The 21,117-nt window shown below is 70.3% G+C and carries 11 protein-coding genes; 4 read left to right on the top strand and 7 right to left on the bottom strand.

Annotated features, from left to right (window positions below):
- Positions 1-80: 80 nt before the first annotated feature.
- Together AAG816_RS17495 and AAG816_RS17490 are read left to right on the top strand one after the other, a co-directional pair.
- Positions 81-1,211, top strand: coding sequence for an MFS transporter (locus tag AAG816_RS17495; protein WP_341990980.1), 1,131 nt, complete (start codon positions 81-83; stop codon positions 1,209-1,211).
- A 233-nt stretch (positions 1,212-1,444) separates the two neighbouring features.
- Entirely contained in the window at positions 1,445-10,003 is an 8,559-nt protein-coding gene (locus AAG816_RS17490; RefSeq protein WP_341990946.1) for an autotransporter outer membrane beta-barrel domain-containing protein, read from the top strand.
- Between the two features lie 33 nt (positions 10,004-10,036).
- Here the strand turns inward: AAG816_RS17490 and AAG816_RS17485 are convergent, their stop codons facing one another.
- The 6 genes from AAG816_RS17485 to AAG816_RS17460 all read right to left on the bottom strand — a co-directional run bounded on the left by AAG816_RS17485 (position 10,037) and on the right by AAG816_RS17460 (position 18,698).
- Entirely contained in the window at positions 10,037-11,749 is a 1,713-nt protein-coding gene (locus AAG816_RS17485) for a solute carrier family 23 protein (protein WP_341990945.1), read from the bottom strand.
- Positions 11,750-11,762: 13 nt separating this feature from the next.
- Positions 11,763-12,344: a carbonic anhydrase gene (locus AAG816_RS17480; protein WP_341990944.1), complete on the bottom strand. Its 582-nt coding sequence runs from the start codon at positions 12,342-12,344 to the stop codon at positions 11,763-11,765.
- A gap of 425 nt (positions 12,345-12,769) precedes the next feature.
- On the bottom strand, positions 12,770-13,864 hold the full coding sequence (gene goxB / locus AAG816_RS17475; RefSeq protein ID WP_341990943.1) for a glycine oxidase maturase GoxB: 1,095 nt from the start codon (positions 13,862-13,864) through the stop codon (positions 12,770-12,772).
- 5 nt (positions 13,865-13,869) lie between these two features.
- Complete coding sequence (gene goxA / locus AAG816_RS17470; protein ID WP_341990942.1) at positions 13,870-15,870, bottom strand: CTQ-dependent glycine oxidase GoxA; 2,001 nt, start codon at positions 15,868-15,870, stop codon at positions 13,870-13,872.
- A gap of 568 nt (positions 15,871-16,438) precedes the next feature.
- Positions 16,439-17,689, bottom strand: coding sequence for an amidase (locus AAG816_RS17465; RefSeq protein ID WP_341990941.1), 1,251 nt, complete (start codon positions 17,687-17,689; stop codon positions 16,439-16,441).
- A 25-nt stretch (positions 17,690-17,714) separates the two neighbouring features.
- Positions 17,715-18,698, bottom strand: a complete 984-nt coding sequence (locus tag AAG816_RS17460) for a polysaccharide deacetylase family protein (protein ID WP_341990940.1) — start codon at positions 18,696-18,698, stop codon at positions 17,715-17,717.
- A 120-nt stretch (positions 18,699-18,818) separates the two neighbouring features.
- Between AAG816_RS17460 and AAG816_RS17455 the strand changes: the two genes are divergently transcribed.
- Both AAG816_RS17455 and AAG816_RS17450 read left to right on the top strand, forming a co-directional pair.
- Positions 18,819-19,400 (top strand): TetR/AcrR family transcriptional regulator, encoded by a 582-nt coding sequence (locus AAG816_RS17455; RefSeq protein WP_341990939.1) that lies wholly within the window; start codon positions 18,819-18,821, stop codon positions 19,398-19,400.
- Positions 19,401-19,482: 82 nt separating this feature from the next.
- A complete protein-coding gene (locus tag AAG816_RS17450; protein WP_341990938.1) occupies positions 19,483-19,791 on the top strand; it encodes a ribbon-helix-helix domain-containing protein in 309 nt (102 codons plus the stop codon).
- Between the two features lie 153 nt (positions 19,792-19,944).
- Here the strand turns inward: AAG816_RS17450 and AAG816_RS17445 are convergent, their stop codons facing one another.
- Entirely contained in the window at positions 19,945-21,057 is a 1,113-nt protein-coding gene (locus tag AAG816_RS17445; protein WP_341990937.1) for a glycerol dehydrogenase, read from the bottom strand.
- Between the last annotated feature and the right edge of the window lie 60 nt (positions 21,058-21,117).

The raw sequence follows: 21,117 nt of genomic DNA, 5'->3' as shown, positions 1-21,117 counted from the left end.
GTTCAGTGGGGATCGAGGCCGGCGCGGTGCCGCCGGCACGCCCGGTGCGGCGCTGGCAGGTCATCTCCGCGCTGGGGGTGATGCAGATCTTCACCTGGGGCAGTTCCTATTATCTGCTGGCGGTGCTCGCCGGACCCATTGCGGCCGATACCGGCTGGCCGCTGCCATGGATCTTCGGTGCGCTGTCCGCCGGCCTGCTGGTGGCCGGCTTCGCCTCGCCCTGGATCGGCGCGCGCATCGGGGAGAGTGGCGGGCGGGCGGTGCTGGCGGGCGGGTGCGCCTTGCTGGCGCTGGGCCTTGCCATCATCGGCCTGGCCGGAACCCTGCCGGTGTTCATCGGCGGCTGGCTGGTGATGGGGCTGGGCATGGGCGCCAGCCTCTATGACGCGGCCTTCGCCACCTTGGGGCGGATTTACGGGGTCGCCGCGCGCCCGGCCATCACCCAGCTGACCTTATGGGGCGGGTTTGCCAGCACCATCTGCTGGCCGATCTCGGCCTATCTGGTGGCGCATCTGGGATGGCGCGAGACCTGCCTGGTCTATGCCGGCCTCCATCTGTTCGGCTGCGTTCCCATGCTGCTGCTGGCCTTGCCCCGCGCGCCCCGCGCGCCCGTGGCTGCGGGCGGCACCGCGCCGGTGCCGGCCCTGGCCTTGAGCCATTCCGAGCACCTCTGCGTGTGGCTGTTCTCAGCGCTGCTGGCCATCTGCGGCATGATCACCGCGACGGTGTCGATCCATCTGCTCAGCCTGCTGCAGGCGCAGGGGCTGACCCTGGCGGCGGCCGTGTCGCTGGGGGTGCTGATCGGTCCCTCCCAAGTGGCGGCGCGCATTCTGGAGATGGCCGGCCGGGGACGGCATCATCCGCTCTGGACCCTCGCCGCGTCGGTGCTGGCCATGGCCGGCGGTCTCGCCCTGCTGGCCACGGGATGGGGCCTGCAAGGGGCGGCGCTGATGCTGTATGCCGCCGGCAGCGGGCTCTATTCCATCGCCCGCGGCACGCTGCCCTTGGCGCTGTTCGGGCCGGCCCGCTATGCGCATCTGATGGGCCGCCTGGCCCGCCCCAATTTGCTGGCGCAGGCGCTGGCCCCCTCCATCGCCGCTTTCTTCGCCGTGCGCTACGGCGCCGGTGTGATGCTGGAGGGGCTGGTGGGCATTGCCGTCGCCAATGTGGGCCTGATGGTGGCCCTGGCCTGGGCGGCGCGCCGCATCTGAGGGCCGGAGCGAACCGGCGTTGCGCCGTCCGGGGGCATCGCCATCGCCTGGGGCGCGCGTCGCGGCCGGGCAACAGGTTGCGGTCTGAATCGATAGTTGCAAAAAAATAATCAATCTATATCAATATATTAGGCGATTTTCGAGAGGTATCTCCGCCCTGCCGTCGGTTGACGCTGCGTTTTGGAATTCCTAAGACTTGTCCATCGGAATTCTGTCGCGCTTGGTGGGGTGGCATGGCTCAGGACGCGACTGCGGAAGGTGCAGGTCGGCCCGGTGCGGTCTATGGGCCGACGACCTTCCGCTTGCGCCATTCCACCGCCATCACCACCAGCTTGTGCGGCTTGGCGCTGGCGGTTGCCGCCACGGTTCCGGCGAGCGCCCAGACCCCCTGTCCGACGCCGTGCAGCGTGATCTGGAATGGCAGCGCCGGCACGGCCGGCAGCAACACTTACAACTATATCGAGGTGGCGACGGGCGGTGCTGGCGGTGTGGGCGGCGCAGGACAGGGCGGCACACTGGCCGCATCGGTTCCCGCGAGTCTTCAGGCCAGCGGCGGCAGTGGCGGCACGGGCGGCACCGGGCGGGTCGAATTCTGGACGCTGGGCTATGGCGGTGCGGGCGGCAATGGCGGCGCCGGGGCGGCGCCCGCGACGATCAGTGTCTCCGGCAGCGTGACCTCCAGCGGCGCGTATGGCGCTTCGGTGGTGGCGAACGGAGGGGCCGGCGGGTACGGCGGGTTCGGTGAGGGACCCAGCGGCGGTACGGGCGGCACGGGCGGAAACGGCGGAGTCGGGGGCACTGCCAGCGTCGTCCTTGGCAGTAGCGCCAGCATCGTCACCACCGCCACAGGGGTGTCGGCGATCCAGGTTCAAGCCAATGGCGGGGCCGGCGGCGCCGGTGGACAAGGGGGGACGGGCAGTTCCGACGGCGTCGGCGGGACCGGCGGCAATGGCACCATCGGCGGCACTGCAAGCGTGACCCTGTTTGCGGGGGCCTCGGCCACCACGTCCGGCGCGCAGGCCAGCGCCATCGTCATCACCAGCAATGGCGGTGCCGCGGGCGCCGGCGGCGCCGGCTGGTCTGCGGGCATTTCGCAGGGGGGACCGGCGGGCGTGGCGGGCGCCGGCGGCAGTGCCAGCGCGCAGATCGCGGTTTCAGCCCAGGTCACCACCTCGGGCTATGCCGCTTCGGCGCTGGTGGTGCAGTCCGGCGGCGGCAATGGCGGTGCCGGCGGCGCGGCCGGGGGCCTGTTCTCCACCGGCGGCGCCGCCGGGGCGGGCGGGAGCGGCGGCAGCGCATCTGCGACCAACAATGGAGCCCTCACCACCACGCAGGGCGCCTCCATCGGCATGGTGGTGCAGTCCATCGCCGGCGGCGGCGGCACCGGCGGGTCGGCCAGTGCCCTGTTCGACGCCTTGGGCGGCAATGGGGCGGCCAGCGGAAATGCCGGCAGCGCGGTTGCCGGCAATGGCGGGACGATCATCACCAGCGGCAACTATTCGCACGGCATGCTGGTTCAGTCCGTGGGCGGCGGCGGCGGCAGCCTGCTGGGCGGCGCCGGCTCGAAAATCTATGTGGGCGGGTCGCCGACCCAGAGCGGCACCGGCACGGGCGGGCCGGTTTCCGCGACAAATACCGGCTTCATCTCCACAACCGGCGCCGCATCCGACGGCATCCTGGTGCAGTCCATCGGCGGCGGCGGCGGCAATGGCGGCGGCGCGTCCGGCGTGGTGGCCATCGGCGGCCAGGGGGCCGCGGGGGGCAATGCGGTCGCGGCCACGGCCGTCAATGGCGGCAGCGTGCTGACCACCGGGGCGAACAGCAATGCGCTGGTGGTGCAATCCATCGGCGGCGGCGGCGGCCGGGGCGGCGGCGCCATCAGCGCCGGTCCCGTGGGCAGCGTGGGCATTGGCGGCTCGGGGTCCGGGGGCGGCAATGGCGGCGCGGTGACCGCGACCAATCAAGGGGTCGGCGTCAGCCTGGTCACCCAAGGCAATTATTCCGCGGCGCTCCTGGCCCAATCCATCGGCGGGGGCGGCGGCAGCGGGGGCGGGGCGGCCGCCTCGGCCGCCGGTGTGGCCAGCCTGGCCATCGGCGGCAAAGGCGGGGGCGGCGGCAACGGCGGCACGGTGACCGTCACCAACGCCAATCGCATCAATACTTCGGGGGCGCATGCCGCCGGCATCATCGCCCAATCCATCGGCGGCGGCGGCGGCACTGGCGGCGGTGCCACGGCGGCGACCGCCGGGCTCGGCTTCGGCGCGTCGGTGGCGCTGGGCGGATCGGGCGCCAACGGCGGCACCGGCAGCACCGTGACGGTCACGAATGCGCTCGGGGCCGGCATCACCACCACCGGCATCGATTCCTTCGGCATCCTGGCCCAGTCCATCGGCGGCGGCGGCGGCACTGGCGGCAGTTCGGCAGCCCAGAGCACGGTGCTGTCCGGTGGGGATCTCCCCTCCATCTCGGTGAGCGCAAGCATCGGCGGCAGTGGCGGCAGCGGCAATGCGGCGGGCGCCGTCACGGTGTCCAACAGCGGACGCGTGACCACCGGCGGCGACGGCTCCATTGCGATCCTGGCCCAGTCCATCGGCGGCGGCGGCGGCAATGGCGGGGATTCCTCCGCCCTGTCCTCGGCCAAGGAAGTGGGCGGTGAAGGGGCGTTCTCCGCCTCCGTGAGTCTGGGGGGAACAGGCGGGGGCGGCGGCAAGGGGCTCGGCGTCTCGGTCAGCAACCAGGGCGAGGTGACCACCTTCGGGAATTTCGCCGATGGCATCACGGCGCAGTCCATCGGCGGCGGCGGCGGCACCGGCGGGGTCGGTGCCTCCTCGGCCACCGCCAGCAGCGTGGCGAAGACCATGACCATCGCGCTCGCCGTCGGCAAAGGCGGGGCGGGGGGCGGGGCCGGCGATGGCGGCGCGGTGACGGTTACCAATGCCGGCCTCATTTCCACCGCGGGCGCCAGTTCCCGGGGCATCTTCGCCCAGTCGGTGGGCGGCGCCGGCGGTTCGGCGGGGGGCGGCACGGCCAGTGCGACCTCCGGCAACGTCTCTCTGGGGGTCACCGTGGGCGGCGCAGCCGGCGGCGGCGGCTACGGGTCTGCTGTCCAGGTGATCAATACCGGCACCATCACCACCACCGGCGGCGATGCCGACGGCATTCTGGCCCAGTCCGTGGGCGGGGGCGGCGGCGTCGGCGGCAGTGCCAGCGGCAAGACCAGCGTCGGCACCACCGCCACTTCCGGGACCGCGCAGGCCGATGCGCTCACCGGCACGGGAAGCTCCACCTCGGGCATGATGGCCCAGTCCATCGGCGGCGGCGGTGGGAGTGTTGGGGGCGTGGCCTCCAGTTTCGCCGGCAGGCTGGCCCGGTCCACGGGCGCTGCCGGCGCCACGGCTGCGGCCGGCAGCTCCAGCCCCGCCTTCGGCCTGTCGGTGGATCTCGGCGGCAGCGGCGGCAGCGGCGGCCAAGGCGGGATGGTCACCGTCAATTCCGGCACGGCGCAGGCCAATGCGTTCATCACCACCAGCGGCGACCATGCCTCCGCCATCATCGCCCAGTCGGTGGGCGGTGGCGGCGGCAAGGGTGGCGCCGCCGCCAGCGAGGGCTCCGGCGGCAAGGTCGAACTGACCGTGGCGCTGGGGGCCAAGGGCGGTTCCGGCGGCGCCGGTGGCCAGGTCACCGTGACCAGCTACGGCACCTTGCGCACCACCGGCGCGGATGCGGTGGCCATCATCGCCCAGTCGGTGGGCGGCGGCGGCGGCATCGGCGGCAACAGCAACGCCACCAGCAAATCCAAGATCAGCCTCGGCGGTGCCATTTCGGGCACCGGCGGCCAGGGCACCTATGGCGGCAATGTCGATGTGACCGCCGCCGGCCAGATCTCCACCGCCGGCCACCTCTCCGACGCCATCCTGGCGCAGTCCATCGGCGGCGGCGGCGGCGTGGCCGGGTCCGCGGGCGCGGACGGCCATTCCGCCGGCTCCGGCTCGGTGTCGGTGAGCCTCGATCTGGGCGGCACGGGCGGGGTGGGCGGCGTCGGCGGCACGGTCACGATCACCAATCTCGCCACCCTCGTCACCGCGGGCGCGACGGCCAACGGCATCGTCGCCCAGTCCATCGGCGGCGGCGGCGGCAAAGGCGGCAGTGCGGCCTCCGCCGCGGCCGGCGGGGCCTATGATCTCGGCGCCACCCTCGGTGGGGCCGGCGGCTCCGGGTCCGGCGGCGGGGGGGTGACGGTCAGCAATAGCGGCGTGGTCTCCGTCACCGGCGCCCAGTCCCTGGGCATCCTGGCCCAGTCCATCGGCGGCGGCGGCGGCACCGCCGGGGCCAGCGCCGCCACCGCCAATGGCGGCAAGGCGAGCCTCGCCTTCAGCCTCGCCGGGGCCGGCGGCGCCGGGGCCAATGGCGGCGGGGCAACCGTGACCAACACCGGCACCATCGCCACGGCGGGGCAGGGCGGCACGGCGATCCTGGTGCAATCCATCGGCGGCGGCGGCGGCAATGCCGGCAGCGCCACCAACACCAGCAAGGCCAAGATCGCGCTGGGGGCCTCCATCGCCGGGGATGGCGGCGGCGGCGGCAATGGCGGCATCGTTACCGTGACCAACCTCGCCCGCATCGTCACCACCGGCGCCATGGCGGATGGCATCCTGGCCCAGTCCATCGGCGGCGGCGGCGGCAATGGCGGGGCGGGAACCGGCGCGGCGGATGGGGCCGGCGGCCAGGGCCTCAGCCTTGAGGTCGCCGTGGGCGGCGCGGGCGGATCCGGCGGCACCGGCGGCACGGTCACGGTGGCCAATGGCAGCAGCACGGTGCCCGGCGCCACCATCGCCACCACGGGGAACGGATCGAACGGCATCGTCGCCCAATCCATCGGCGGCGGCGGCGGCAAAGGCGGGGCGTCCTCCTCCTCGGCGGGCGGCAGCGGCGTGGCGGCGCTGTCCGCGTCCCTGGGCGGCAAGGGCGGCAGCGGCAATACCGGTGGTGCGGTCACGCTCACCAATGCGGGCATCATCGCCACCAAGGGCGACCATGCGGACGCCATTCTCGCCCAGTCCATCGGCGGCGGCGGCGGCAGCGCGGTGGTGTCCACCAGCCTCGCCAAGGACCAGAAGGGCGACGTCAGCCTGGGCATGACCTTGGGCGGCGCCGGGGGCGCCGGCGGCACCGGCAGCACGGTCAATGTCGACAATAGCGGGGCCATGGGCACCGGCGGGGCCTTTGCCATCGGCATCCTCGCCCAGTCCATCGGCGGCGGCGGCGGCAATGCGGCGCTGGCGGGGGAGACCGGCAGCGGCGGCACCGCGACCATCGCCTTCGGCCTCGGCAGCGACGGCGGACGCGGCGGCCATGGCGGCACTGTGTCCGTGATCAATAGCGCCGGCATCACCACCACGGGCCTGAGCGCCACCGCCATCCTGGCCCAATCCATCGGCGGCGGCGGCGGCGCGGGCGGCGGCACCAACAATGCGGTGAGCGGCAAGATCGGCCTCGGCGGCAGCGGCACCGGCGATGGCGGCACCGGCGGTCATGGCGGCGGCGTGAGTGTCACCACCACCGGCGGCACCGTTTCCACGGCGGGCAATGCCGCCGATGCCATCCTCGCCCAGTCCATCGGCGGCGGCGGCGGCGTGGCCGGCTCCGGCAATGGCAAGGCGGATGGGGCCGGCGGCGGCGCCGTCGCCCTCACCGCCACCCTCGGCGGCAGCGGCGGAAACGGCGGCAATGGTGGCATCGTCACCCTCAATCTGGGCAGCGCCACCAGCATCATCACCAGCGGGGCCGACGCGGCGGGCATTCTGGCCCAGTCCATCGGAGGTGGCGGCGGCAAGGGAGCGGCGGTGTCCTCCACCAGCGGCGGCGGTGCCACGGCCACCCTCAGCGCCACGGTGGGCGGCAGCGGCGGCGCCGGCGGCGCCGGACAGGCGGTGGTCGCCAATGTGAATGCGGCGATCTCCACCTCTGGGGACGGCGCCGACGGCATGCTGCTGCAAGTCATCGGCGGCGGCGGCGGCACGGCGGTGATCGCCGCCAGTGCCGCCAGCGGCAGCGCGGCTAAGGTCAATCTGTCCGCGACCCTGGGGGGCTCCGGCGGCACTGGCGGCGCGGCCGGTTCGGTGATCCTCAGTCAGGCGGGCCGCATTTCCACCTCCGGCGATTCCGCCAATGGCGTGGTGGTGCAGGCCATCGGCGGCGGCGGCGGGCGCGTGTCGGCGGTGGAAGCCAAGACCGGCGGGGGAAGCGTCAACGGCACCCTGACCCTGGGCGGCTCCGGCGGCAGCGGCAATAGCGGCGGCTACGCCCAGATCACCATCGCCGGCCAGATCACCACCGGCGGCGCCAATGCGGTGGGCGTGCTGGGCCAGGCCATCGGCGGCGGCGGCGGCCTGGTCGAGACCGGCACCACCAGCAGCCAGGGCACTGTGGCCTTGGCGCTGACCCTAGGCGGGGCCGGCGGCAGCGGCAATGACGGCGGCACCATCGTGAGCACCCTCGCCGCGGGCGCCCTGGTGCAGACCCAGGGGGCGAATGCCCATGGCGTCCTGCTGCAATCCATCGGCGGCGGCGGCGGCATTGCCGGCGCCAGCACGGCGGCCGGGGTGGCCAGCGTCGCCATCGGCGGGGCCGGCGGTGGTGGCGGCTCGGGCCAGGCGGTCACGCTGACGGTCAATGGCACGGTGCTGACGGCGGGCGCCGGCGCCAGCGGCGTGCTGGTGCAATCCATCGGCGGCGGTGGCGGCATTGGCGGCAACGCGTCCAGCACGGTGTTCTCGGTTTCCACGGCCACCGTCGGCAGCCAGGGCGGCACCGGAAACGGCGGGACGGCGAATGTGATCGTCAATGGCACGGTGCAGACCACCGGCGCCCGCGCGGCGGCGGTCAGCGCCCAGTCCATCGGCGGCGGCGGCGGCCTGATCCAGTCCGGCGGCGTGACCTTAATGGGGAGCGCCGGCGGGGCGGGAACGGGCGGCCCGGTCAATGTCACCGTCGGCGGCACGGCGATCGCCCAGGGGCTGGATTCCCCCGGCATCTTCGCCCTCAGCTCCGGCGGCTCCGGCGCCAACCCCATCGCCATCACCCTCACCGGCGGCGCGTCGGTGGTGGGCGGCACCGGCACGGCGGCGGGCATCATGCTGTCCGGGGGGACGAACAATACCATCTCGATCGCCGCGTCCGCGAGCGTCAGTGCCGCCAGTGGTCTGGCCATCGCCGCCGGTGCGGGCAATGAGGCGGTCAGCACGGCCGGAACCGTCACCGGCAACGTGCAATTGGGCAGCGGCAGCAACAGCTTCACCACCCAGCCCGGCGGCCTGTTCAATGCCGGACAGGTGGTGGATCTCGGCAATGGCGTGCTGGTGAATTTCGGCACGCTGAGCCCCGGCGGCGGCTCCCGCATCACCACCACGGCGATCACCGGCGCGCTGTCCTCCTCCGGGCTGATCGCCCTGGACCTGGACCCCGTGGCCCAGAAGGCGGACCTGCTGAATGTCTCCGGCACGGCCGCGCTGGCCGGGACCATTCATGTGAAAGCGCTGACCATCGCGCCCGACGCCACGCTCACCATCGTGAATGCCGGCGCCGTGACCGCGAACACCGCGACGGTCACGGATGAGTCCCTGGTCTATTCCTGGATTCCCACCACCACGCCCACCCGCGTGACCCTGACCTCGGCCGCGGACTTCACCCCGTCCGGCATCCGGTTCTCGGGCAATGAGCGGGCCATTGCCAGCAATCTCCAGAGCCTGTGGAACAGCGGCGGCGGGCCGAACACCGGCCAATTGTTCGACCTGTTCACCACGATCAATAGCGGGCCAGCGTACCAGCGCACGCTGAGCAGCCTCTCGCCGGAGGTGGTGAGCGCTCCGGCCGCCGGTCGCGGACTGCAAAGCAGCCAGGTGCTGAACCGCACCATGAGCTGCCCGGTCTTTGTCGCCGAGGGCACCCAGCTCAATGAGGACCAGTGCGGCTGGACGCGGCTGGTGCTGGGGCGCACCAGCGCGACCTCCGGCCCCCAGGGGCAGGGCTTCACCAACGACAGCCTCATCATGCAATCGGGCGTGCAGATGGAGTTTGCGCGCGATTGGTTCGCCGCTCTGTCCATGGCCTACAATCAGAGCTGGCTGACGGGCGCGGGATCGCTGACCACCGCGAGCGGCAGCGGGGCGGACATCAGTGCCGCGCTCAAGCACCAAGTGGGCAACTGGCTGTTCGCCGGCGCGGTGGATGTGGGGTGGATGCAGTATGACAACCAGCGTCAGGTGTTCGGCACCGGCACCGGCGCCGCCGCCTCGTGCGACACCGACGTGTTCAACCTCACCGGCCGCGTGCGCATGGCCTATGAGCTGCCGTTCCAGGGCTGGTATGTGCGGCCCTATGTGGACCTCGACCTGTCCTATGTCTCCATGCCGGGCTACAGCGAACGCGGCACCACCGGCACCGAACTGCGGGTCCAGGGCAGCAGCCAGACCACGTTCGTCGTGACGCCCTCGGTGGAGATCGGCGGCCGCCTGGATCTCGCCAACGGCCTGGTACTGCGCCCCTATGCCAATGCGGGGGTCTCCTGGGCCTCCAACGATAGCTGGGTGACCACCGCCAGCTTCCTGAACGCGCCCGCGGGGGCCGGCGGCTTCCAGACGTTCACGGCCATGCCTGAGGTGCTGGGCAATTTCAACATGGGCCTGCAGGCGGTCGCCAACAGCACCTGGGAGTTCCGCCTGGAATATGGCGTCAATGCCGCCGACAACTTCCTCAACCAGACCGGCATGGCCCGCGTGGCCGTGCACTTCTGATCGGCAGGGATGGCGGACGGCCGATGGCAGGGGTCAGGTCGGCAAGCGGAAATGGATCTCCCAGGTGCCGTTGGTGTTCTGGATCCGCAGGTCCGGGGAGAGTTGCGACAGCAGGTATCCGGTCAACTGGTCGACCCGATCCGGGTCTTCCAGCAATTCCTCGGCGGTGGGCGGGCGCCGGGCCAGGGGCGGGGCCTTGCCGTCGTAGCGCAGCATGATGTCGAACACGATGTCGTTGTAGCGGGTGGTGACCTCGATCTCCGGCCGATCCGGGTCGACGAAGCCGCGGGCGAGGAGATCCATGGCCTGCCACGTGACGTGCGCGCCGCGGTGAACCACATCCACCCGCGCGCCCCAGCGGGCGCCTTCGGCTTCGATGAAATTCGCCACGTCGTGGTGCCGGGCGCCACCGGCCGGAAAGCGCCGGACCATCTTGCGGCGCGCGCCGATGCGAAACAGCGAGATCAGCACCACCGTGACCAGGATGGAGACGGCGAACGCCGAGAAGGTGATCAGTCGCACCTGCGACGCCTGCCCCTCCAGGATGCGGTGCAGGGGTTCGTAGGCAATGGCGGTGACGAAGCCCATGCCGATGGCCAGCACCTTGCGCGCATCCAGCACCCGGCTGGCCACAAGCTGAATGCCGTTCACGGTGGTGAACGTCGCCAGGAACAGGAACAGGGCGCCGGTGACGGAATCCGGCAGCAGCAGCCAGAAGCCGATGACCTTCGGCATGAAGGAGAAGGCGATCAGCAGTCCGCCGGTCCAGAACGCCAGCCTGCGGGCGGTACAGCCCGATGCCGCCGCCAGGGCCACGGCGCCGCCGGAGGCCACCATGGGCAGCGCATTGAGAGTGGCGGCGAGCAGATGCATCACCCCCTCCGCCCGGATGCCGCGGCCGATGGACACCAGGTCGGGCGCCTTCCAGTCGCGGTCATTGTTGCGCTGGGCGATGGTCTGCACCCCCATGGAGGTGAGGGCAAACACAAAGCCGGTCAAAGCGAACGGGATGATGGCGCCGGCATTGAAGGCCCAGCCGAACAAGGGCGGATGGGGAAAGTCCACCAGCGATGCCTCGGCGAAAATCCTGACGTCGTGGGGGTCCAACTGCCCGGCGATCACGCTCACGGCGAGGCCGACGCCGAGGCCGATCAGGTTTGTGAACAGCCGCAGCGAGCTTTGCACATAGACATGGAGGATGATCAAGGTCGCCAGCGTCAGCCCCGAGATGGCGAAATTCAGCAGGGCGGTCTCGTTGCCCTCCGGCGGCTCCAGGATGAGGATGATCCCCTGCTGGCCGAGCCCCACACCGATCAGAAAGACCGCGAGCCCCGCCACCTCCACCGTGAAGATGCCGCGCAGGCGGAAGATCACGAAGGAGAAGGCGATCTGGGACACGCCCACCACCGCCACCATGGTGAAGTTTTCCGCCAGCGTGAGGCCGGCGGAGGAGGCGTATACCATGGCGGGAATGGCCGCCGTGGTGCATTGCAGGGGATAGAACAGCCCCGCACCGACGCCGAAGCGCCCGAGCCCTTGCAGGATCAGCACCACCCCGCCGCAGAACAGGGTGGTGGCCGCCAGATTCAAGAACTGGGTATCATCGAGGCCGAGATTGGCGACCGCGATCCCCGGAACGCCCAGGAGCGCACTGAGGAAGGCAACCTGCTGCAGCGCGGAAAGCAGCGCCACCCGTTGCGGCGGCAGGTCTTCAACGCCGTAAACGAGGCTTTCGGGTTTGCGCATCGGTGCCGCCGATTCAGATGACGGGCATGAGCTGGGTTCCCGGCGCGTCGGTGACCCACAGGTCGCCGCTATCGAGATCGAACCACCAGCCGTGCAGTTGCAGCGATCCCGCCTCGACGCGCTCGCGCACCCAGGGATAGGTCATCAGATTGTCCAGGGAGCCCAGGATTGCGGCGCGCTCGGCGAGGTAGGGCACGACCTTGAGATGCTCCAGCGACATGTGCTGGTCGCCATCGCCATCCGGCAGATGCAGCCGGCTCGCCGCCAACGCCATCTCCACCCAAGGCCCGACGAACTCGCGCGGCGGGCGCTCACCCCCTGCGGTGGCGAGCATGGCCTTGATGCCTCCGCAATGGGCGTGGCCCAGCACGACGATATGGTCGACGCCGAGATCGCGGACCGCATATTCCAAGGCTGAGCCGGTGCCGTGCAGGCCGTCATCGGGCGCATAGGCGGGGACCAGATTGGCCACGTTGCGCACCACGAACAACTCACCGGGCATGGCGCCCGACAGGATGGCCGGGTCGACCCGTGAATCGGAGCACGAGATCATCAGGGTCGCGGGCGATTGGCCCTTCTCGGCCAACCGCTGCATCAGGCCGGGCGCTTCATCGTAAAACCGCGTCTTGAACCGACGGATCCCCTCGACAAGGTGTGATACGTCCCGGCACGCCGCTCCATTCGAGACGTCGTGCCTATGATCGTCAGAGTTCTCTGTCATATTCCGCCCCCACAGCAGTATCGTACAGGCACCAGCCGACAGCTTTTCTTGTCGTCAAGAACTTTCTGTTCGAACCCTAAAAACTATCTTTTGCGGACCGGCTCAAGAGGCCCGCTACATCTCAGCATTCCGATTTAACGTCTCGCCTAGCCTAATACAACCGGGTGGTGTTGGGGCTGTCAAATCGTCAGCGAGCACCTCATGCGGCGCCTATAGAGCCTTTCGCCAGGAAGACGCGGCAGCGGCCACGGGCGTCCTCATGGCCGCACGCGGGCGATGGGACAGGCCTGCGCCTCAGATCATGGATCGATCCGGCCGCTCCGCCGCCGCCAGAACGGCAGGTGCCCCCAGCGGCGCTCGGCCCCATAGATGCGGCTGCGCTGCGCCAGGAAGTCCGTCACCGCGGCGGCAATGGTCTCGCCATAGGCCCGCAGCGCGTCGTCATCGCCACGGTGTGCGGCAATGGCGGCCGTGGCGGCCCGCTCGCCGGTCCAAAGCGCGCTGGCCATGCCGTGAGAGGACAAGGGATCGAAGGCGCAGGCCGCATCGCCCGCCGCCGCCCAGCCGGGGCCGCAGGCGCTGGCCAGCCAGGTGGTGCCGGCACTGGCGAGGCGCGGCGGGGCCGCGATCTCGAACGTCGCGCTCTCCAGCCAGCGGCTGACATAAGTGGTGCCGGCGGCCATGGCGCGCCACGTCTTGCGATCGCGCGCCAGCCCGCGCGGCAGCAGGTCCGGGTCGGAGAAATAGCACAGCGACAGCCGCTCGTCGGGCAGCAGGGCGGCGTACCACCAGCCGTCGGGCGCGGCTTCGATGAGGGTGGCCGGCGTCGGCTCCACCGCCGCATCGCTGCGGGTCAGAAACGAGCAGGCGGCCACCAGCCGATCGGCGCGGAAGCCGGCGCTCAGGTGGCGGGCGATCCGCGCCTGCCTGCCGGTACAGTCGAGGAGAAAATCGGCGGTCACGCAGGCAGAATCCGACAGGACCAGGCGCCAGCGGCCGTCACTGGTGCGGGTGGCGGATTGCACCTGCGCTGGGGTCCTGCGAATGCCGCGGGCATCCAGGCGCCGGTCGAGGGCGAGATCGAAGGCGGCGCGATCCAGCACATGGCCGCCGCCTTCCGGATGCATCATGGCGTGGCGCTGCGCCAGCACCGGCGCGCCCCAGGCGGAATGGGTGATGATGTTGTGGCGGTGCGGCCCGCAGGTGAGCAGGTCGCCGAGCCCCAGGCGCTCGATCGAGCCGCTGGCCGCCACCGACAGCGAGTCGCCCGGCCGCTCCTCCGCCTGTGGGCGCGGCCCGATGAGCTGGGGGGTGAGGCCGGCGTGCAGTGCGGTCAGGGCCGCGGCGGCGCCGGCCATGCCTGCGCCGGCGATGGCCAGTACCACGTCCGGCACCGGCGTCAGCGCTTCGGCGGCGGAATGATGCCGGGGAAGGGCGGGGTGTTCAGGACCAGATCCATGGAGCCGCGATCCATCTCCACGAACAGCTTGGCCGGGATCTCCTTGGGACGCCCGGGATCTTGCGGCCCTGGCCGGCTGACGACGAACCCCATGCGCTCCCACAGATAGATCATGCGGTTGAGCCCGTCCGAATAGCTGGCCTGGGCATGATAGCCGATGCCGGCGCTGCCCCGCGACCAAGCCGCCCGCGTGCCGAAGAAGCGCAGGCGGTCGGCCGGCGCCACATTGGGATCCATGAGGGCGTTGTAATTGATCTCCGGCAGCACATCGATGGGCAGCAGCGCCGGCCACCAGGCGGCGGCGGGGAAGTCGTTGGCGAATGCCACGTGCTGGCAGCTGAAGGCATCGCATTGCCACGGCAGGCCCATCCAGCGGGTGAGATCGCCGGGCATCTGCGGGGCCACCGCGGGCGGGGTGCGGCCCATGCCGCCGAAGGCCCTGTCCGGCGTCAGCAGCAGGCCCAGGTCCTGGAGCAAGGTGGGGTCGCGGTTCTCGGCTTTGCGGATGCGGTAGGCGCCGCGATACAATTGCGGGTGGCGCAAAGTCCAGGTGAGTTCCACGCCGGGATGGAACGCGCCGCCCGAGCACGGCTCCAGTGCCGCGCGGGTGAGGGCCTCCGGCTGCTGGGCGAGGGGAATGTCGGCGAAGGTGATCGCGGGGTCAGCAACGGTGGGATCAAGGTCGGCGACGAACGCGCCCTCCGCCCAGGCCCGCAGAATGGCATATTGCCGCTCCGGGATGCGGAACCAGCGCAGAGGCGAGGCGGAATAATTGATGCCGTCGCCCGGCATGAACGGCAGCTTGTGCACCTGGCTCGGGTCGGTGATCGGGTCCTTGGCCGGATCGCGCAGCGCGGACAGGACCTTCTCGCGCAGTGCGCGATTGGCGGGGGAGGGATCGGCGAGCCGGGCGATATAGGCCGGATCGTTCAGATCGCCCACATCCACATATTGCCGGCTGAGCGCCGCCGCAGCGGCCACCCATTCCGTCAGCGCCAGCCGACGGAAGAAGGGATAGATGTCGCGCCGGAACGAATAGGGCGGCTTGGGCGGGGTGGCCCAGCCGCCGGCGATGGCGGTATCGGTCATCACGTCATACAGCGTGATGAAGGGCGGAATCTCGGGGGCGAAATCCGGGCCGCAGCAGGCCACCCAGGCATTTTCCGCCACCAGCGTGCGGCCGTCGCCCAGCGTGACCTTGGCCTCCACCGGGCCATCGCACCAGTCGTCGTACCAGCCGTCATTGTCGGAGAAATTGGTGATGGGATTGTTGGGATAGGCCGACTGGGCCACCCCGTTGCCGGGAAAGACGATGAGCCGGCCGGCCTCGTCGGTGCCCAGCGCCGCCAGCGTCACCTCATGGCGCTTCCAGAACCGGCCCACCATGGCATGGGCGGGGTCGAGGCCCTTGGCATTGACGCCGGTGCCGGAAATGCGGTGCACACCGGCGTCGATCACCAGCATCTCCGCGCGGTCCTTGGCAGCGGTGATGCCCTGATTGCGCAATTGGCCCGGCAAGCCCGGGGCCAGTTCGCCATTATCCAGCGGATTGTTGAAGCCGTACCAGGCGGCCTTGGTGTTGGCCACATGGACCGACCACTCGATCTTGGCCGCGCCCGCGGTCACCTCGCCGAGGACCTCGCCGGCAGCATTGAAGCCATAGATGCGGAAGCGCTGCGCCTGCTTGCGGATGTGATCGTGCCCATCCTTGTAGCGCCCGTCCGCCACGGCCGGCAGGCCGGGCACTTCCGGGGCGTAGAAGAAGTCGGGGCTGCTGCCGACGCGGCAGATTCCCAGGGCGGGATAGATGGCGATGCGCGCGACCACGGTGTCTGCCGGAGGCCGACCGGCGGGCGCCCCCTGCGCAAACGCGGCGCGGGCGGCAAGCGGCGCCGAAAGGCCGATGGCACCGGCCCCAAAGAGAAAGTCCCGACGACGCATGAAATCCCCCACAAGATCGCCGGGCTGACTGTCTCGGCCCCAACGCGCTTCCCGACGGGACTATACATGGGTTGGCGTCCGCGCTGGTAGCTGTCTGCTCCGCATGCCGCGCCCGCGTCAGTCGCACCGCGCTCTCGCCGTCCGCCTCACGGGGGTGCGCTTAGGCCCGGAAAAGCGAAGGTTGGAACAAGCGAGGCGTAAGAAAAAGCGACGGCGTCGGAGAGCCGTGCTCTCCGACGCCGCGCTGGTCGGTCCTTCTTCGCGCACCTTTATTATATCTTCTGGCGCGAAAGTGGCTTGAGCTTGGGGACTGCCCTTAATCCTCCACCGCGCGTCGCGCTGCTCGAGGTGCGGTCTCGTGCGCGCTGTCCGCATGCGGTTGCGGATCTCGGTTTCAGTCTGGTTCCCGCCTCAAGTCTTCCTCTGGACGACCTCCCAGGGCGACTCTTAGCAAAGTCATACGGAAATAAAAACAAGTATTGTTGCTGCATTGCGCTCATTTCTTGAACGCGATGCAGCATTGGCGACGTGCCGCCATGCTCTGGTGGGCGGGTTCACGTCCGGGCGTTCAGCCGGCCAATGCCCGCTCCAGGAAGGCGGCGGCGGCCAGGGTGCGGTGGTCGCGACCGAAGCGACCCACCACCTGGATGCCGATGGGCAGGCCGGTGGGGCCGGTGAGGCCGGGCACGGACACGCAGGGGCTGCCCATGAGCGTCCACAGCCGGTTGAACACCGGCGAGCCGGTGCTGCCATGGCCGTGCGGTGCCTCGCCGGGGGCGGCGAAGGTGAGGAGGCCGTCGAACTCGGCGAACAGATCCCCCAGCCGCTGGCGTCCGCGCTTGGCGGTGCGGCGGGCGGCGTCATAGGCATCGGGCGTGATCTCGGCGGAGGCGGCCAGGTGCGCGCTCAGCAGGGGCGACAGCACCCCGCGGTCATATTCGTCCGCCAGGGCCAGCGCGCCCTCGAAGTCCTGGATCAGAGGATGGGCCATGTGGGCGGCTTCCACTTCCGCCGGCAGGTCGATCTCGCGCACATCGGCGCCCGCGGCGGCGGCGGCGCGGGCGGCGGCCTCCAGCGCCGCATGGGCGCCCGCATCCGCCTGGTCGGCCCAGGCGGTGCGCACCAGGGCGAAGCGCGGCGGCGCGATTTCGGCGTTCGCCAAATCGAGATCGCGTCCGGTGATGGCGGCGGCGGCGAAGGCCACGTCCACCACCCGGGCGCCGAACAGGCCCAACGTGTCCAGATGCCAGGAAAACGTCTTCATGCCCACGGTGGGCAGAATGCGGAAGGTGGGCTTGTAGCCGGCAACACCGCAGAAGGACGCCGGCCGCAGCACCGAGCCGCCGGTCTGGGTGCCGATGGCCAGCGGCAGCATGCCCGCCGCCACCGCCGCCGCCGAGCCGGACGAGGAGCCGCCGGGCGTATGGGAGAGCCGGCGCGGGTTGCGGGTGGGGCCGGGCTGCATGAAGGCAAATTCAGTGGTCACGGTCTTGCCCAGCACCAGCCCGCCGGCCCGCTTCACCTGGCGCACCACCGGCGCGTCGGCGCGCGGCTGATAGTCCGCATAGGCCGGCGAGCCGTAGCCGGTGGGGAAATCGGCGGTGTCGATGATGTCCTTGATGCCCACGGGAAGGCCGGCCAGCGGTGCGCCCGCGCGCTCGGGCGTGGCGGCGGCGCGGGCGGCTTCCAGGTCCAAAGCGACGAAGGCGCGCACATCGGCTTCCTGGGCGGCGATTGCCAAGGCGCAGAGGTCCACCACGTCGCGCGGGGTCAGGCGCTCGGCGCGCAGGTCTTCGAACAGGTCACGGGCAAGAAGCATGGGGGTGGCCTTCGGTGGTTGTCGCTTATTGCACAGGCAGGATGCGGCGCCCGGCACGGGCGGCATCGTCATAGACCTTGGTGTCGCCGGGGCGCTCGGAATAGCAGGTGGGGGCGATCACCGGCGTTCCCGCCGCCAGCAGGTCGGTGACGGTGACGAAGCGATAGCCTTTGGCCCGCAGGGCCGGGATCAGGATGTGCAGGGCTTCGGCGGTGTGCTTGCCGCGGCCATTGGCGTGCATCAGCACGATGGAGCCGGGCTTGATCATGCGCAGCATGGTCTCGGCCATGACCTTGGCGCCGAGAAACGCCGGATCCCCGGAATCCACATCCCATTGGATGGCCAGATGGCCGGTCTCGTTCACATAGCTCATGGACTGGGCGTTGCACGAGCCATAGGGAAAGCGGAACAGGCCGGTGCGCTCGGGCACCTGGCTCACATTGCAGCCGGCCCCCTGGGCGGCGGCGCGACGGGTGGCGAAGGCGATGTCCGCATCGTCCACCTGGCGCTGCAGGGCGCCGTCGGTGGTCACGCTCATATTGGCGTGGGACCAGGTGTGGTTGCCGACTTCGAACCTGGCGTCGCCGATCAGCTGCGAGGCGCGCTCGGGGTGGCTGATCATCCATTTCCCGCCGGCGAAGAAGGTGGCCTCCACCCCTTGTGCCCGCAGATAATCCACCAAGGCGCCGTCATAGCCGGAGACCTCGCTGGAGGCCTCGCACAGGTCGAAGGTGAGGGCCACCAGCTTCACCCCCGGCGGCAGGTCCACCCGCCGGATGGAGCCGGCGAGCGGGGCGGGCACCGGCTTCGGCGCGGGCAGGAGGCGGTCGGTGAGGGTGGCGCCGGTGCTGGTGTGCGGCCGCACCTTCTCTTCGCCGGGCACCGCCTTCAGCACCTCCGGCGCATAGCAGGCGGAGGCGGCCTGGACCGGCGCAGGGGCAACAGCACCCGCCAGCAGGAGCGCGGGAGCGGCCAGGGCACAGGCGATGGTGCGGAGCAAACGGATCATGGCCGCGCAAGTGGCACGGCGGCGCGGGCGCGGCAAGCGGATTGCGCAGTTTCCCCATGGCCAGCATCGGTGTGCCGCAGGGATTTGTGAGGCGATGCCTTTGTGGGTTATGCCAGCACCATGACGGAGCCCTCACCCGCCCGCCGGGGCTATCACCACGGCAATCTCAAGGATGCGCTTCTGGATGCCGCCCGCGACCTGGTGGCGACCCAGGGGCCGGCGGGATTCACCCTGGCGGAAGCCTCCCGCCGCGCGGGCGTCTCCGCATCGGCGCCCTATCGCCATTTCAAGGACCGGGACGCCTTGCTGGCGGCGCTGGCGGAGCGCGGGTTTGCGCTGTTTGCCCAGGATCTGGAGCAGGCGTTCGATGGTGGCAAGCCGGACGCCGCCACGGCGTTCGGACGGGTGGGCGATGCCTATCTGGCCTTCGCCCGGCGCGAGCCCGGCCTCTATGGGGCGATGTTCGCCATCTGCCGGCCCGACGGCGCGAAAGTGCCGGAAGCGGGGCGTTCGTTTCAGGTGCTGGTGGACGCGGCACGCCAAGCCGCGGGCGGGATCGCGGTGTCCGATGACCGCATCCTGGCGATCTGGGCCCTGGCCCATGGCGCCGCCACGCTGGCCGCGGCGGGTCATTTGACCGACGCCCAGGCACACGCGGTGTTGCGGGGCGCCCTCGCGCCCCAGCCGCCGCGCGACGCCTAAGCCCGCCGCCGCCGTGGTTGTTCGCCTCCGGGCTTTGTTTTAACCTCTCCAAAAAGCAAAATCAGCCAAATGGGAGGATGACATGTGCCACATGTTCGCGCGGCAGCCTCAGGAAGACTACGAGTCGGTAACTCGCTCCATTCGCATCGGCGGCCACATCACGTCCGTCCGGCTGGAGAACACCTTTTGGCGAATACTCGAGGAGATCGCTGAGAGCGAGGGCACCAGCGTCGCCAAATTCATCACCACCCTGCATGACGAGGTGTTGCTGTGCCATGGCGAGGTCCAGAACCTGGCTTCGCTCTTGCGGTGCTCGTGCCTGCTCTACATCTCCCGCAAGGTGAACGCGCCGGCGATCTGTGCCGGCGACCATCTGGTGGCGGCGGAGTAGACGGTCCACCGCTCTCGAGACGGCGGTGAACCGGACATCGCCGGCCTACGGGCACCGGACGCGCACGGGGCGCGGCCATGCCGCACCCCTCTCGACCGGCACGCCCCGTGACGCGGCGCCCGTGCGGCAATCGTGTTGCGAAGGGCGCAGCGCTCAGCCACGCCCCTCCGGTGACGAAGCGGCAAGGCGCCGGCCCTCCGCATCGGCCACCTTCATGGCCGCCACCACCATGTGCGGGGTCACCGCAAACGGCGTATTGTGAATGGTCTCGCCCGTCGCGCAGGCCCGTTCCGCAACCTGGGTGAGCTGAGCGCCGCTCACGCCGCCCAGACCGATCTGCTCGAAGGTGGTGGGCAGGCCAATCGAACGGCAGAAGCTGTAGACTTGATCGATGACCGGGCGCGGACGGCCGGTGAGCCAGAGTTGCGAGAGCAATCCAAACGCGACCTTTTCTCCATGATAATAATGGTGGGTCTCATCCAGGGTGGTCAGGCCGTTATGGATCGCGTGCGCCGCTGCCAGCCCGCCGCTTTCAAAGCCCAGGCCGCTGAGCAGCGTGTTGGCCTCGACCACATTGTCCAGCGCCGGCACCACCACGCCCTCCTGGCAGGCCGTGCACGCCATCAGCCCCTGTTCGATCAGGCAGTCGAAGCACAGGCGGGCCAATCCGTGCGACGTCATCGGACCCGGCCGCCCGGTCATGTTGGCGGCGCGGGTGGCGCGGCAGTCTTCCGCCTCGAACCAGGTGGCCAGGGCATCGCCCATGCCCGACACCAGATACCGCACAGGGGCCTTCGCAACGATGCCGCTGTCGACGAGCACCAGATCGGGGTTTTTGGGAAGGACGAGATAGCGCTTGAACGCCCCTTCCGGGGTATAGACCACCGACAGGGCGCTACAGGGCGCGTCGGTTGAAGCCAGCGTCGGCACGATGGCCACCGGCACCCCCATGTGGTGCGCCACCGCCTTTGCGGTGTCCAGGGCCTTGCCGCCGCCGATGCCGACGATGACATCGGCATGGGCGGTCTTCGCCAGATTCGACAGTCGCTCGATTTCTTCGTCGGAGCATTCGGCGTGGAACGCCTCGATCTGAAACGGCCCGATCTTGGAGAAGATCTGCTCCAGCTCAGCACCGAATGAGCTGTGCGCAAAGCCGTCGATGACGACATAGACATTCGATCCCAGGCGCTTGACCTCTTCGCCGAGAAGCGTGAGCGCGCCGTCGCCCTGGACGTAGCGGCTGGGGAAAATTGCTGTGCTGATCATCTCTTGGATCCTGGAATGTGAGGCGCACCACGGCATTCGGGCCCGCCGGTGATCGTCGGG

Origin of the sequence: Azorhizobium sp. AG788, assembly GCF_943371865.1 — a bacterium.
Taxonomy (GTDB): Bacteria; Pseudomonadota; Alphaproteobacteria; order Rhizobiales; family Xanthobacteraceae; genus Azorhizobium.
The sequence above is the reverse complement of the archived record's forward strand: the minus strand, read 5'-3'. Positions and strand labels throughout refer to the sequence as shown.

What these genes read in the sequence shown, in the direction of transcription:
- AAG816_RS17455 (WP_341990939.1), top strand. Translation starts at nt 18,819, where the DNA reads ATGACGGAGCCCTCACCCGCCCGCCGGGGCTATCACCACGGCAATCTC.
- AAG816_RS17485 (WP_341990945.1), bottom strand. Translation starts at nt 11,749, where the DNA reads ATGCGCAAACCCGAAAGCCTCGTTTACGGCGTTGAAGACCTGCCGCCG.
- AAG816_RS17480 (WP_341990944.1), bottom strand. Translation starts at nt 12,344, where the DNA reads ATGCAGCGGTTGGCCGAGAAGGGCCAATCGCCCGCGACCCTGATGATC.
- AAG816_RS17460 (WP_341990940.1), bottom strand. Translation starts at nt 18,698, where the DNA reads ATGATCCGTTTGCTCCGCACCATCGCCTGTGCCCTGGCCGCTCCCGCG.
- goxA (WP_341990942.1), bottom strand. Translation starts at nt 15,870, where the DNA reads ATGCGTCGTCGGGACTTTCTCTTTGGGGCCGGTGCCATCGGCCTTTCG.
- AAG816_RS17490 (WP_341990946.1), top strand. Translation starts at nt 1,445, where the DNA reads ATGGCTCAGGACGCGACTGCGGAAGGTGCAGGTCGGCCCGGTGCGGTC.
- AAG816_RS17495 (WP_341990980.1), top strand. Translation starts at nt 81, where the DNA reads ATGCAGATCTTCACCTGGGGCAGTTCCTATTATCTGCTGGCGGTGCTC.
- AAG816_RS17465 (WP_341990941.1), bottom strand. Translation starts at nt 17,689, where the DNA reads ATGCTTCTTGCCCGTGACCTGTTCGAAGACCTGCGCGCCGAGCGCCTG.
- AAG816_RS17450 (WP_341990938.1), top strand. Translation starts at nt 19,483, where the DNA reads ATGTGCCACATGTTCGCGCGGCAGCCTCAGGAAGACTACGAGTCGGTA.
- AAG816_RS17445 (WP_341990937.1), bottom strand. Translation starts at nt 21,057, where the DNA reads ATGATCAGCACAGCAATTTTCCCCAGCCGCTACGTCCAGGGCGACGGC.